Source organism: Clavibacter phaseoli (assembly GCF_021922925.1).
Taxonomy (GTDB): Bacteria; Actinomycetota; Actinomycetes; order Actinomycetales; family Microbacteriaceae; genus Clavibacter; species Clavibacter phaseoli.
Genome location: NZ_CP040786.1, coordinates 398,492 through 411,540 on the forward strand (window position 1 = coordinate 398,492; position 13,049 = coordinate 411,540).

Annotated in this window: 13 protein-coding genes; 9 read left to right on the forward strand and 4 right to left on the reverse strand. The window is 73.4% G+C overall.

The window, feature by feature from the left end; all coding sequences use genetic code 11:
* The first annotated feature begins 179 nt into the window (after positions 1–179).
* The gene (locus tag FGI33_RS01915) at positions 180–1,598 is read left to right on the forward strand and encodes a glycoside hydrolase family 1 protein (protein ID WP_237582176.1); all 1,419 of its coding nucleotides are present in this window, start codon (positions 180–182) and stop codon (positions 1,596–1,598) included.
* A 108-nt stretch (positions 1,599–1,706) separates the two neighbouring features.
* A complete protein-coding gene (locus FGI33_RS01920; protein WP_043588635.1) occupies positions 1,707–2,273 on the forward strand; it encodes a LemA family protein in 567 nt (188 codons plus the stop codon).
* A gap of 10 nt (positions 2,274–2,283) precedes the next feature.
* On the opposite strand, the gene FGI33_RS01925 is transcribed toward FGI33_RS01920, so the two are convergent.
* Complete coding sequence (locus FGI33_RS01925) at positions 2,284–3,555, reverse strand: winged helix-turn-helix domain-containing protein (RefSeq protein ID WP_237582177.1); 1,272 nt, start codon at positions 3,553–3,555, stop codon at positions 2,284–2,286.
* An 86-nt stretch (positions 3,556–3,641) separates the two neighbouring features.
* On the opposite strand from FGI33_RS01925, the gene FGI33_RS01930 reads away from it, so the two are divergent.
* Together FGI33_RS01930 and ilvA are read left to right on the forward strand one after the other, a co-directional pair.
* The gene (locus tag FGI33_RS01930) at positions 3,642–4,877 is read left to right on the forward strand and encodes an AI-2E family transporter (RefSeq protein ID WP_119434572.1); all 1,236 of its coding nucleotides are present in this window, start codon (positions 3,642–3,644) and stop codon (positions 4,875–4,877) included.
* Entirely contained in the window at positions 4,874–6,250 is a 1,377-nt protein-coding gene (ilvA, locus tag FGI33_RS01935) for a threonine ammonia-lyase (protein ID WP_119434573.1), read from the forward strand. Before FGI33_RS01930 ends, ilvA begins: the two co-directional genes overlap by 4 nt.
* A 97-nt stretch (positions 6,251–6,347) precedes the next feature.
* On the opposite strand, the gene greA is transcribed toward ilvA, so the two are convergent.
* Both greA and FGI33_RS01945 read right to left on the reverse strand, forming a co-directional pair.
* A complete protein-coding gene (greA, locus tag FGI33_RS01940; protein ID WP_012299701.1) occupies positions 6,348–6,836 on the reverse strand; it encodes a transcription elongation factor GreA in 489 nt (162 codons plus the stop codon).
* A 60-nt stretch (positions 6,837–6,896) separates the two neighbouring features.
* Positions 6,897–7,379, reverse strand: a complete 483-nt coding sequence (locus FGI33_RS01945) for a DUF4307 domain-containing protein (protein WP_119402809.1) — start codon at positions 7,377–7,379, stop codon at positions 6,897–6,899.
* A 66-nt stretch (positions 7,380–7,445) separates the two neighbouring features.
* Here FGI33_RS01945 and mca point away from each other — a divergent pair, with 66 nt between their 5' ends.
* From mca to FGI33_RS01970, 5 genes are all read left to right on the forward strand, one after another.
* Positions 7,446–8,327: a mycothiol conjugate amidase Mca gene (gene mca, locus FGI33_RS01950; protein ID WP_182623295.1), complete on the forward strand. Its 882-nt coding sequence runs from the start codon at positions 7,446–7,448 to the stop codon at positions 8,325–8,327.
* The gene (locus FGI33_RS01955; RefSeq protein WP_119434574.1) at positions 8,324–8,674 is read left to right on the forward strand and encodes a hypothetical protein; all 351 of its coding nucleotides are present in this window, start codon (positions 8,324–8,326) and stop codon (positions 8,672–8,674) included. Before mca ends, FGI33_RS01955 begins: the two co-directional genes overlap by 4 nt.
* A gap of 175 nt (positions 8,675–8,849) precedes the next feature.
* Positions 8,850–9,833, forward strand: coding sequence for a carbohydrate ABC transporter permease (locus tag FGI33_RS01960; protein WP_420022554.1), 984 nt, complete (start codon positions 8,850–8,852; stop codon positions 9,831–9,833).
* Positions 9,830–10,741 (forward strand): carbohydrate ABC transporter permease, encoded by a 912-nt coding sequence (locus FGI33_RS01965; protein WP_119433960.1) that lies wholly within the window; start codon positions 9,830–9,832, stop codon positions 10,739–10,741. Before FGI33_RS01960 ends, FGI33_RS01965 begins: the two co-directional genes overlap by 4 nt.
* 78 nt (positions 10,742–10,819) lie before the next feature.
* On the forward strand, positions 10,820–12,199 hold the full coding sequence (locus FGI33_RS01970) for an extracellular solute-binding protein (protein WP_119433959.1): 1,380 nt from the start codon (positions 10,820–10,822) through the stop codon (positions 12,197–12,199).
* Between the two features lie 23 nt (positions 12,200–12,222).
* Here the strand turns inward: FGI33_RS01970 and trhA are convergent, their stop codons facing one another.
* Complete coding sequence (trhA, locus tag FGI33_RS01975; RefSeq protein WP_119433958.1) at positions 12,223–12,975, reverse strand: PAQR family membrane homeostasis protein TrhA; 753 nt, start codon at positions 12,973–12,975, stop codon at positions 12,223–12,225.
* Between the last annotated feature and the right edge of the window lie 74 nt (positions 12,976–13,049).

The following is a 13,049-nucleotide window of genomic DNA, read 5'->3' on the forward strand; positions in this document are numbered from 1 at the left end:
TCAACCGCCCGCACCGACCGTGACGGAAGTGGTACGCGAACCTGTGCGGCGCGTGCCCGACCGCGGGACGCGGGGTGTGCGTCGTCGGTGCGGCTCCCGCGTCGGCGCCACCCGACGGCGCCGGCCCGTGCGCCTCGGCGGTGCGAGGCGGCGCCCTCCCCGTGCCCGATACTGCTCAGGTGACCCCTCGCGACGCCGCCCCCGACCGCCCGACGCCGACCGAGCTGGCGGGTCTCCTCGCGGACGGCCCGCGCGTCGGGGTGAGCACGAGCGCGACGAAGGTCGAGGGCCGCGCACACGAGGGCGGCCGCACCGAGTCGGTGTGGGACGCGTTCGCCCGCCGACCCGGCGCCGTGGCGGACGGCAGCGACCCCGAGCGCGGCGCGGAGCACATCTCCCGGAGCGCGGAGGACGTCGCGCTCGCGGCCGAGCTCGGCGTCGACGTCCTCTCCTTCTCGATCTCGTGGTCGAGGATCCAGCCGGAGGCGCGCGGGGGACTGCGCCGCGAGGGCATCGCGTTCTACGACGAGCTCGTCGACGGGCTGCTGGCCGCCGGGATCCGCCCGCGCGCGGCCCTGCACGACCACGACCTGCCCGTCGAGCTGCAGGACCGCGGCGGCTGGCTCCACCGCGACACCGCGCTGCGCTTCGGCGACCTCGCGTACCTCGCCGCCGAGGCGCTCGCCGACCGCGTGCCCGACTGGGTGACGCTCCGGACGCCCGCGCTCACCACGATGGCCGGGCACGTCACGGGCACGCACGCGCCGGGATCCCGCCTCGGGCTCGACGCGCTCCCCACCGTCCACCACCAGCTGCTCGCGCACGGCCGGGCGGTCGAGGCCATCCGCGGCGCGAGCTCCACCGCCCGGGTCGGCATCGTGAACGCCCACCGCGTGGTCGAGGCCGCCTCCGGCGATGACGACGACCGCGCCGCCGCCGTCGTGGCGCGCGCCCTGCACCAGGACCTCTTCGCCGACGCCGTCCTCCTCGGCCGCTACCCGGACCTCGCCGGCCCGCACGCCGAGGCCTTCGAGCGGCTCGGGCGCGTGGATCCGGCCGACCTCCGCTCGATCGGCCAGCCGCTCGACCACTACGGCGTCGCCCTCGCCGACCCGATCCGCGTCGCCGCCGTGCCGCGCCTCGTCGCGGGATCCACCGCGATCCCGTTCGCCGAGCTGCCCTGGACCGACCACCCCGCCTCCCTCGACGGCCACCCCGTCGCGCCCGACCTCGTGCCCGTCGTGCTGGCCGACCTCCGCGCGCGCTACGGCGACGCCCTGCCGCCCGTGGTGCTCTCGGACCTCGACGCCGCGCACCCCGAGCAGGTCGACGACCGCGACGGCTCCCGTCGGGACCCGCGCCGCGCCCACGCGATCTCCGACCACCTCGTGCAGGCGCTCGCCGCCGTCGCGCCGGGCGGCCCGGCGGAGGGCGTGCGGCTCGAGGCCGTCATCGCCGGCAGCCTGCTCGACGGCTTCGAGTGGGAGGCGGGACGCGCGCATCCGCGCGGCCTCGTGCACGTGGATCCGCGCACCGCCGACCGGACGCCCCGCTCCTCGTACCGCTTCCTCCGCGACACCCTGCGCGAGCGCGGCTGACGCGGACGCGGCTGAGCCGGACGCGCGGCGCCGTCGACGCCCCCAGAACGGGTGCGCGGGCCCCGTGCACCCCGGGACCTCCCCGGACCCGCGCGTAGGATCCACAGCATGGAATTGTGGATCGCGCTCGGAGTCGTCGTGCTCCTGGCAGTTCTCGTCGGCATCTACCTCTGGGCCACGTACAACGCCCTCGTCACGCTGAACGTCCGGGTGGACGAGGCGTGGAGCGACATCACGGTGCAGCTGAAGAGGCGCGCGGACCTGCTGCCGACCATCATCGAGTCGGTCAAGGGCTACGCGAACCACGAGCAGAAGGTTTTCGAGAAGGTGGCCTCCGCGCGCACCGAGACGATCAGCGCCGCGAGCCCCGCCGAGGCGAGCACCGCCGAGGAGCACCTGCAGGGCGCGATGAAGTCGCTCTTCGCGGTCGCCGAGGCGTACCCGCAGCTGCAGACGAGCCAGACGTTCCTGCAGCTGCAGGGCGAGCTGGTGGACACCGAGGACCGGATCCAGGCGTCGCGCCGGTTCTACAACGGCGGCGTGCGCGAGCTCAACACCAAGATCACGCAGTTCCCGAACACGCTCTTCGTGCGCGGGCTGGGCTTCGGCGAGCGGGACTTCTACGAGGTCTCGAGCCTCGCGTCCATCGCCGAGCCGCCCCGCGTGCAGTTCTAGCGGCGGCGCGTCACCCGGCCGGATCCGCGGCGGCGGCAGCGTCGTCGTCGACGTCGACGGGGGCGCCGGCCGCGACGGCCGGCAGGTGCGCCCGCAGCGCCGGCGCGAGCGTGCCGCGGTCGACGACGCCCACGCGATCCAGCCCCTGCCAGGCCGCGGCCCGCTCGAGCAGCGGCGCGATGCGCTCGGCGACCGTCGCGGGATCGTGCCGACCCTCGATCCACGACGCCTGCACGCGCAGCACGCCCGCCTGCCGATCGCTCTTGAGGTCGACGCGGGCGACGATCTCGTCGTCCACCAGCACCGGCAGCACGTAGTAGCCGTGCACGCGCTGCGCCGCCGGCGTGTAGATCTCGATCCGGTAGTGCAGGTCGAAGAGGCGCAGCGCCCGCTCGCGGAACCACACGACGGGGTCGAAGGGGGAGAGCAGGGCCTCGCCGCGGATCCGTCGGGGCAGCCGCGCGTCCCGGTGCAGCCACACGGGCAGCGGCTTCCCGCGCCCCTCCCAGCCGGGCACGGTGACGGGCAGCACCTCGCCCGTGTCGGCGAGGTCGCGGAGGGCGCGGTCGGTCGCGGCGCGGGACAGCCGGTGGTAGTCGCCGAGGTCGGCGGCGGTGCCGATGCCGTGCGCGATCGCGGCGCGGCGCACGAGCTCCCGCACGGCGTCCTCCTCCGGCACCTCGCGGTCGAGGGCGGCGGCCGGCAGCACGTCCTCCGCGAGCCCGTAGACGCGCTCGAAGCCGCGCCGCCCGGCGCTCGCGATCTCGCCCCACGCGAACATCGCCTCCAGGGCGCGCTTCACGTCCGACCAGCCCCACCACGGTCCCGTGCGGACGTTCGACTCGTGCTCGATCGCGCTCGCGGGGACCGGTCCCGTGCGGGCGAGCTCGGCCCGCACCTCGGCGATCAGCGGCGCGTGCTCGAGCGCCCAGGAGCCGGGTCGCGTGCGCCGGGCGCGCTCCGCGGCCATCCGCCAACCGAACAGCGGCAGGTCCTCGACGGGCAGCACGGCGGCCTGGTGCGCCCAGTACTCGGTGTACGCGCCGCCCCCGCCGAACAGCATCCGGTCGAGCGCCGCGCGGTCGTAGGGCCCGACGCGGGCGAGCACGGGCAGGTGGTGGCTGCGCTCGAAGACGTTGACGGAGTCGATCTGCAGCAGGCCCAGCCGGCGGATCTCCGCGGCGAGGCGACGGGTGCCCGCGGCACCCGGATGCGGCCGGCCCAGCCCCTGCGCCGCGAGGGCCACGCGTCGGGCGAGGGCGGGGGAGACGGAGTCGGCCATGCTGCGACGCTAGCGGCGACCCCCGACCGGGCGGCACCGGCCCGGCGGGGAGCGGCCGCACGGGAGCCCCGTCCTAGACTCCCAGCATGATCTTCGGCCAGCGATCCCGTGCGCGCGCCGCGGCGGCCGCCCGCGCGGCCGAGCGGCCCGCGGAGCCCGACGTCGACTCCGCCCCGCCCGTCGCGCGCACCGTCGCCGAGACCGTGCCGCCCGGCATGGTCATCGCGGGCGCGTGGGCCTGGCGGCTGCTCCTCATCCTCGGCGTGCTCGGGGTCGTCGCGTGGCTGGTGATCCAGCTGGAGTACGTGGTCATCCCGCTCTTCCTGGCCATCGTGCTCGCGGCCCTGCTCGTCCCGATCTCGAACTGGATGCAGCGCCACCACGTGCCCAAGTGGCTCGCCGTCGCGATCTCCGAGATCGGCGTGATCGTCGCGGTCGCCGCCCTCGTCTACCTCGTGACGACGCAGATCATCGGGCAGTACGACTCCCTCCGCGCGCAGACGCTCACGCGCTACGCCGACCTCCGCGGCTTCCTCACCGACGGGCCGCTCCAGCTGTCCGAGCAGCAGCTCAACGACGCGTACTCCCAGGCGGTCGACGCCGTGCAGCGCGACGCGGGCGCGCTCCTCAGCGGCGCCCTCTCCGTCACGTCGTCGCTCGGCCACGTGCTCACGGGCGTGCTGCTCGTGCTGTTCTCGACCCTCTTCATCCTCATCGACGGCGCGGGCATGTGGCGCTGGGTCGTGCGGCTCTTCCCGCGGCTCGCGCGTCCCGCGGTCGACGGCGCGGGCCGGGCCGGATGGAGCACGCTCCAGAACTTCGTGAAGGTGCAGGTGCTCGTCGCACTCATCGACGCGGTCGGCATCGCCGGGGGCGCCGCGATCATCGGGGTGCCGCTCGCGATCCCCATCGGCGTGCTGGTGTTCCTCGGCTCGTTCATCCCGATCGTCGGCGCGGTCGTCACGGGAACGCTCGCCGTCTTCGTCGCCCTCGTCTACAACGGGCTGACGCAGGCGCTGATCATGATCGCCATCGTCCTCATCGTGCAGCAGGTGGAGGGCCACGTCCTCCAGCCGCTGATCATGGGCTCGGTCGTCAAGGTGCACCCGCTCGCGGTCGTCCTCTCGGTCGCGGCCGGCGGCATGGTCGGCGGCATCGCAGGGACGTTCTTCGCCGTGCCGCTCGTCGCCACCCTCAACTCCATGGTCAAGCACGTCGCCAGCGGTGCGTGGCGGGGGCAGCCCGAGCCGCCGCCGCCCGCGGTCCCCGCCGACGCCGCGCACGCCACCCGCCGCCCGAACCCGAGGAAGCCCACCCGATGACCGACGCCGCCCCCGCCCGGACCCCCGCCGAAGAGGCCGCCGCCGCGCCGCACGCCGAACTGCCGCACCTGCGCGCCGTCGGCGACGAGCTCGATCCGTCGCAGCTGGGGGAGGACGCCGCGGCGCTCGCCGGGGAGCTGCCCCGCGGATCCGCTCCCACGCTCGCGCGCATCGAGGCGGCCCGCGCGGTGGTCAGCCGCGTCGCCGAGGTCACGCCCATGGAGTCGTCGCGGTTCCTCGCGGAGATCCTCGGCAGCCCCGTGCACCTCAAGTGCGAGAACCTGCAGCGCACCGGCTCGTACAAGATCCGCGGCGCCTACAACCGGATCTCGCGCCTCACCGACGAGGAGAAGGCGCGCGGCGTCGTCGCGGCGTCGGCCGGCAACCACGCGCAGGGCGTCGCGTTCGCGGCGCGCGAGCTGGGGATCCGGGCCACGATCTTCATGCCCGTCGGCGTCGCGCTCCCGAAGCTGCAGGCCACGCGCCAGTACGGCGCCGAGGTCATCCTGCGCGGGCACACGGTCGCCGAACCGCTGCTGGCCGCCGCCGAGTTCGCCGCGCAGACCGGCGCCGTGCTCATCCCGCCGTTCGACCACGAGGACGTCATCACGGGCCAGGCCACGCTCGGCCTCGAGATCCTCGACCAGACGCCCGACGTCGAGACGGTCGTCGTGCCGATCGGCGGCGGAGGGCTCATCTCCGGCGTCGCGACCGCGCTCAAGCTGCGCGCCGCCGAGGAGGGCCGCACGATCCGCGTCATCGGCGTGCAGGCGCGCAACGCCGCCGCCTACCCGCCGTCCCTGGCCGCGGGTCGCGCGACCGAGATCGAGATCACGCCGACGATCGCCGACGGCATCGCGGTGGCGAAGCCGGGCCTGCTCAACTTCGACATCATCCGGGACAGCGTCGACGAGATCGTCACGGTCGAGGACGACGACACCGCGCGCGCCCTGCTGCTCCTGCTCGAGCGCGCGAAGCTCGTGGTCGAGCCCGCGGGCGCCGTGGGCGTCGCGGCGATCCTCGCGGGGCTCGTGGAGGACGCCGGCCGCACGGTCGTGATCCTCTCGGGCGGCAACATCGACCCGCTCATGATGGAGCGCGTCATCAGCCGCGGCCTCGCCGCGAGCGACCGCTACGTGAAGCTGCGGATCATGCTGCCCGACCGCCCGGGCCAGCTCGCGCGCACGTCGCAGATCATCTCCGAGGCGAACGCGAACGTCGTCGAGGTGCTGCACACGCGCCACGGTCGCGGGCTGCAGATCAGCGAGGTCGAGCTCGAGGTGAGCGTGGAGACGCGCGGACCCGAGCACACCGGCGAGGTCGTGCAGCGGCTCCGCGACGCCGGGTACGACCCGCGCCTCCAGCGCGACTGACGGCCGGCGCCCCGCGGCGCGGCGCGGCGCGCTCACGAGAGAGGGGACGCGGACCATGCGGTCCGCGTCCCCTCTCCCGTCGTGATGACGTCGCGCGCTACGGCGTGTAGTTCTCCACGGCCTGGATCTCGACGGGGATCTCGCGGCCGTTGGGCGCGGTGTACGCGCCCTTCTGCCCGACCTCCCAGCCGATGATGGCGGCGCCGAGCGGCGACTGCTCGCTGTAGACGTCGAGGTCGCTGTCGCCCGCGATCTCGCGGTTGCCGAGCAGGAACTTCGTCTCGTCGCCGGCGATGAGCGCGGTGACGACCGTGCCGGGCTCCACGACGCCGTGGCTCTCGGGGGCGTCGCCGACCTCGGCCGTCCGCAGCAGCTGCGTGAGCTGGCGGATGCGCGCCTCGATCTTGCCCTGCTCCTCCTTGGCGGCGTGGTAGCCGCCGTTCTCCTTGAGGTCGCCCTCCTCGCGGGCGATCTCGATCTTCTTCGCGATCTCCTCGCGGCCCTGCACGCTGAGGGTGTCGAGCTCCCTGCTGAGGCGGTCGAACGCCTCCTGGGTCAGCCAGGTGACTGCCTGCTCCTGCGCCACGATGGACTCCTTGCACTCGCACGGACGCCCCGACGGAACCGTCGAGGCGAATCCCCCACTCTAGGCGGGCCAGCAGCTGTGGATCAAGCCGGTCACCGCGGGACCGGTCGTGCGGAGGCGCACCGTCTCCATCCGCTCGAAGCCGTCCTGGGCGGGCAGCTCGACGACCTTCCAGCCGACGATCGACCGCTGCTCGTCCTGCGCCTGCACCGCGCAGAAGGCCTCCGTGCCGGCGGGCATGACGACGGAGAAGGTGACGTCGATGGTGCGGTCGTCGACGATGTCGAAGGCGCGGTCGGTGGCGTCGATGGATCCCGACGCCTGGTCGAGCCCGGCCCACAGCACCCACGCGCCGAACACCAGCGCGACGAGGCCGCCGGCCGTGCCGTAGAGCCAGCGCTGTCGGATGCGCGCGGGTCGCGTGCGGCCGTACCGCTCGTCGAGCGCGGGCGTCGAACGGGGCGCGGCGACGCGGTGCTCGACGGTCTCGTCGTCGTCCGCGTGCGGCCCGGCGGGGGCGGGGGAGCGGGACTCGGTCGTCACGGCGATCTCCTCACACGCACCTTGTACTCTGGGGATCCAGACTACCTTCCCCACCCTTGGAGCCCCGTGACCCTGCGCCTCATGGCCGTGCACGCCCACCCCGACGACGAGTCCAGCAAGGGCGCGGCGACGTACACCCACTACACGCACCAGGGCGCCGAGATCATGGTCGTCAGCTGCACCGGCGGCGAGGCGGGCGACATCCTCAACGAGGGCCTCGCCGAGCGCGCGATGGCCGAGCGCGACCTGCCGGGGCTCCGCCGCATCGAGATGGCGCGCGCGCAGGCCGTCATGGGCGTGCAGCACCGCTGGCTCGGCTACGTCGACTCGGGCATGGCGCGCGAGGACGGCTCCCTGCCGCCCGCGTCGTTCGCGAGCATCCCGGTGGAGGTGTCGGCCGAGCCGCTCATCCGCCTGGTGCGCCGGTTCCGCCCGCACGTGCTCGTGGCGTACGACGAGAACGGCGGCTACCCGCACCCCGACCACATCCAGGCGCACGTGATCGCGATGGAGGCGTGGCGCGAGTCCGGCGTCGTGGGCTCGTACCCCGACGCGGGCGAGCCGTGGGAGATCTCCAAGCTCTACTTCGACCGGATCTTCAACGGCGCCAAGATCCGCGCCGTGCGCGAGCACCTGGTCGCCTCCGACGCCGCCCCGGAGATGCTCGCGGCCGTCGACGAGATGCTCGGCTGGATGGGCGACCGCCCCGACCTCGCCACCACGCACGTGCACGTCGCCGACCACTTCGAGGCCCGCGACCGCGCGCTCCTCTCCCACGCGAGCCAGGTGGCGCCCGACAGCACCTTCTTCCGCTGGCCGCGCGACCTGCAGCAGCGGGCGTGGCCGTTCGAGGACTTCCAGCTCGTGGAGTCGCGCGTCGACGCCCCGGACGAGGAGCACGACCTCTTCGCCGGGATCGTCGACGAGGAGCAGGCGGCCCGCGCGTGAGCGGCGCCGACCTCGTCCTCCGTCTCGCGACCGCCGTCACCACGACGCCGAGCCCCACGCCCACCGCGGAGTTCGACCCGGACACCGTCTCGCCCGGCCCCGTCGGCTTCATCGCGATCTTCTTCGTGGCCATCGCGGTGCTGCTGCTCATGGTCGACATGACCCGCCGGATCCGCCGCACGCGCTACCGCGAGGAGATCCGGGGCCGGCTGGAGGCGGAGAAGCTCGAGGCCGACCTCGCGCGAGGGACGGCGCCCGAGCGCGGTGCGCGCACGTCGCCGCCCGCGGATCCGGACGCCGACGACCCGGCGACGCCCGACGGCCAGGCAGGTCCTCCCCGCACCTGATCCGCGGCGCCTCCGCGCGCGCCACCCGACGGCCGACGTCCCCCGTACAGGGGGCGTTGGCCGTCGCTCGTCCACCCTCGCGCCACGCGATGGAAGCGGTCCGTTCACCCTCGCTCGCGAAGCTCGCCGGGCATCCGGGAACGTTCCCGATCCGGGTGCGAGGAGGACCACCGACGTGACGCACACCACCGCGCCCGCCCGGGCGGCCGCGCCGCCCCCGACCGGCGCGCCCCGCCCGACCGATGCCGCGCGCCCCGCCGCCCCGCGACCTCGCCGCCGCCGCGGCCCGCGCGTGCGCGACGGCCTGCTGTTCCTCGCCTTCGTCGGCCCGAACGTGCTGCTGCTCGCGGTCTTCACGTACAAGCCGCTCCTCGAGTCCTTCTACTACTCGACGCTGCAGTGGAACATCGGCTCCTCGGTGGCCCGCGAGGTCGGCCTCGCCAACTACGTCGCGTGGTTCCAGGATCCGCAGACCCCCACCGTCGTCTCGGTCACGGTGATCTTCACCGGCGTCACGGTGGTGGGCTCGATGGCGCTGGGGCTCGGCGTGGCCGTGCTGCTCAACCGCCGGATCCGGCTGCGCGGTCCGGTCCGCACCATCATCGTCGCGCCGTACGTGCTCTCCGGCGTCGCCGTCGGCTTCCTCTGGCTCTACGTCTTCGACCCGAACTTCGGCCTGATCTCCGCGGGCCTCCAGCTCGTCGGGCTCCCGTCGCCCGACTGGTACAGCGACCCGGGCGCCGCCCTGGCGATGGTCACCACCGTGCAGGTGTGGCGTGACCTCGGCTACTGCGCCCTCATCTACCTCGCGGGCCTCCAGGCCGTGCCGAAGGACCTGCTCGACGCGGCGGCCCTCGACGGCGCCGGCCGCATCCGCACGTTCCTCCGCGTGGTGCTGCCGCTGCTCAGCCCGACCACGTTCTTCCTCAGCGTGACCACGCTGCTCAGCTCGCTGCAGACCTTCGACCTCATCAGCGCCATGACCAAGGGCGGGCCGCTGCAGGGGACCACCACGATGATGTACCAGATCTACCACGAGGGCTTCGTGGCCGGCCGGGCCGGCTACTCGTCCGCCGTCGCCACGATCCTGTTCCTCGTCCTGCTCGTCGTCACGCTCGTCCAGCTCGTCGTCGTCCAGCGGAAGGTGCACTACTCGTGACCACGACCCTCGCCCGCCCGGAGCCCGCGGCCGTCCCCGCGGGATCGCGCCGCCCGCGCCGCGGCCTCCGCCCGTCCGCGTCGGGATCCGGGCGCCCGTCGCTCGCCGGCACGTACCTCGCGCTCGCCCTCGCCGTGCTCGTCATGCTCCTGCCGCTCGTCTGGATGGTGCTCACGAGCTTCAAGGACTTCGGCGAGATCTACTCGCTGCCGCTCCAGCTCCTGCCGTCGTCCTTCGCGCCGACGAACTACGCGACCGCGTCCGACACGGTCTCGTTCTCCACGCTCGCGACCAACAGCCTCATCAAGACGATCGCGGGCTCGGGCCTCAAGGTGCTGCTCGGCCTGATGACCGCGTACGCGCTCGTCTTCATCCGCGTGCCGTTCAAGAACGTCTGGTTCGGCGTCGTGATCCTCGCGCTCCTCGTGCCGCAGCAGATCGTGATGATCCCGAACTACCAGGTCATCGCGGGCCTCGGCTGGATCAACACCTACCCGGGCCTCATCCTCCCCGGCGTCGCGAGCGCGTACGGCACGTTCCTCTTCCGCCAGCACTTCCTCACGCTGCCGGGCTCCGTGCTCGAGGCCGCGGCCATGGACGGCGCCGGGCACCTCCGTCGCCTGTGGTCGTTCGTGATCCCCATGTCGGGCCCCACGATCGCCGCGGTCGCCCTGGTCTCCATCGTCGGCGAGTGGAACGACTACCTCTGGCCGCTCCTCGTCACCACCGACCCGCGCATGATGACGCTGCCCGTCGGGCTCACCCTGCTCCAGGACACCACGGGCATCACCAACTGGGGCGTGCTCATGGCCGGCACCGTCATCGTCACGATCCCGGTGCTCGCGATCTTCCTCGTCTTCCAGCGGCGCATCGTCGGCGGCCTCACCGCCGGCGCCGTGACCGGCTGACGCACGTCCCCTCCCCGCACACCCCCTCCCGCCTCACCCCCTCCCCGCTCGACCCGCATCCCGAACCCCAGGAGAACCATGCCCATCGATCCCCGCTCGGCCCTCGGCGGCTTCGCCGCCCGCCCGTTCGACCGCCGCGGCGTGCTGAAGCTCGGCGCCGTCCTCGGCGGCACGGCGATGCTCGCCGCCTGCTCCGGTCCGTCCGTCGGCGCCGACGCGCAGGCGACGGCCGCCCCCGACACCGACTGGGACGGGATCCAGCCCGCCACGGACATCACCTGGTGGACCACGCACCCCGGCCAGACCTCCGACCTCGAGGCGCAGTTCGCATCCGACTTCCTCGCGAAGACCGGCATCACCGTCAACGTGGTGACCGGCGGCGCGAGCTACGACGAGATCGCGCAGAAGCTGCAGGCGGCCGCGGGCACCGACAGCATGCCCGACATGGTGAACGCGAGCGACACCTGGTGGTTCCGCTACATGGTCAACAAGCAGTCGATCGCCATGGACGGCCTCATGGCGCACCTCGGCTTCGAGCTCGACGACTTCAACGAGGTCTTCCTCGACGACTACCTCTACGAGGGCGCCCGCTACGCGGTGCCGTACGCCCGCTCGACGCCGATCTTCTACTACGACAAGTCGATCTGGCAGAAGGCCGGCCTGCCCGACCGCGCGCCCGACACCTGGGCCGAGCTCGAGGAGTGGGCGCCCGCGATCATGCAGGCCACCGGCGGCAACCCCGCCGTCCGCCTGCCGCAGGGATCCATCGGCACGTGGGCGATGAGCAACGTGCTCTGGGGCCGCGGCGGCCGGTACTCCGACGGCTGGGACCTGGAGCTCGACCAGCCCGAGACGCTCGAGGCGGCCCGCTACGCGCAGGGCCTCGTCTTCGACTCCAAGATCGCGAACGTGGCGGCGGCCAGCGGCGACACCGCTGTCGACTTCGCGGGCGGGCTCGCGCCCTGCACCATCGCCTCGGCGGGCGCGGTCGGCATCGTCACCGCGAGCGCCAAGTTCCCCATCGGCACGGGCGTGCTGCCGGGCGGCCCCCAGGGCCAGTTCGTCCCCACGGGCGGCACCGGCCTCGCGGTCGTCGGCAGCAAGACCAAGGAGCAGCAGCTCGCAGCGGCCATGTTCATCAAGCACGTCACGGAGGTCGACCAGCAGGTCGCGTTCGCGAAGAAGACCGGGTACGCGCCCGTGCGCACCTCCGCGGGCGAGTCGTCCGACCTCACGGGCTTCTGGGCGTCGAACCCCGCGTTCCGGACCGTGTACGACAGCCTCGAGCACGTGCGCTCGCAGGACTGGGCGCGCACGCTGATCCCGAACGGCGACACGTACCTGCAGCAGCCGTGGTCGCAGATCCTCACTCAGGACGCCGACCCGGCCCAGGTGTTCCCCGCCGCCGCGACGCAGCTCACGTCCGCCTACACGGAGAACGTGCAGCCCTACCTGTAGCGGGCGCCGACGCGCCCGCCCGGTCAGACGACGGGCGGGTGCGTCGCCACCAGCAGGATCCCCGTCCAGTGGCAGAGGAACGCCACCAGCGTGAAGGCGTGGAAGATCTCGTGGAAGCCGAAGCGGCCGGGCCAGGGGTTCGGCCGCTTCAGCGCGTACGCGACCGCGCCGACCGTGTAGGCGAGGCCGCCCGCGAGGATGAGCGTCATCATGGCCGCGTCGGCGCGGAAGAAGTCGACGATGAACACGAGCGACGCGTAGCCGAGCACGAGGTACAGCAGCACGTAGAGCCAGCGCGGGGCGCCGATCCAGAGCACCCGGAAGAGCACCCCGAGCACCGCGCCCGACCACACCAGCCAGAGCAGCAGCACCGACTTCCCGTGCGGCAGCGCCAGCACCGTGATGGGCGTGTACGAGCCCGCGATGAGCAGGAAGATGTTGGCGTGGTCCATCCGCTTGAGGAGGATCTTCGCCCGCGGCGACCAGTCGAACCGGTGGTACACGGCCGAGACGCCGAAGAGCAGCAGCGACGACGCCACGAACACGGCGCACGCGATGCGCGCGGCGGTCCCGTCGGCGACCGCGATGAGCACGATCCCGAGCACGAGCGCCACCGGGGTCATGCCCGCGTGCAGCCAGCCGCGCCAGGTGGGCTTCGGCTCCGGGCCGACGTCCTGCGCGTCCTCGACGAGCGGGAGGTGGGCGACGTGGTCGTCCTCCGGCGACGCGCCATCCGGGGTGCCGAGCGGGCCGGGGGACGGGGCGGCGGGCGTCATCCTGCGAGTGTAGGACAGCCGATGACGACGTCAGCCGGGCGGGCGATCCGGGCTCACGGGCAGGTGGGATAGCG

Excerpts from the sequence above, each read along its gene's own strand:
- FGI33_RS01920 (WP_043588635.1), top strand. The coding sequence starts at position 1,707 with ATGGAATTGTGGATCGCGCTCGGAGTCGTCGTGCTCCTGGCAGTTCTC.
- FGI33_RS01925 (WP_237582177.1), bottom strand. The coding sequence starts at position 3,555 with ATGGCCGACTCCGTCTCCCCCGCCCTCGCCCGACGCGTGGCCCTCGCG.
- FGI33_RS01930 (WP_119434572.1), top strand. The coding sequence starts at position 3,642 with ATGATCTTCGGCCAGCGATCCCGTGCGCGCGCCGCGGCGGCCGCCCGC.
- ilvA (WP_119434573.1), top strand. The coding sequence starts at position 4,874 with ATGACCGACGCCGCCCCCGCCCGGACCCCCGCCGAAGAGGCCGCCGCC.
- FGI33_RS01970 (WP_119433959.1), top strand. The coding sequence starts at position 10,820 with ATGCCCATCGATCCCCGCTCGGCCCTCGGCGGCTTCGCCGCCCGCCCG.
- trhA (WP_119433958.1), bottom strand. The coding sequence starts at position 12,975 with ATGACGCCCGCCGCCCCGTCCCCCGGCCCGCTCGGCACCCCGGATGGC.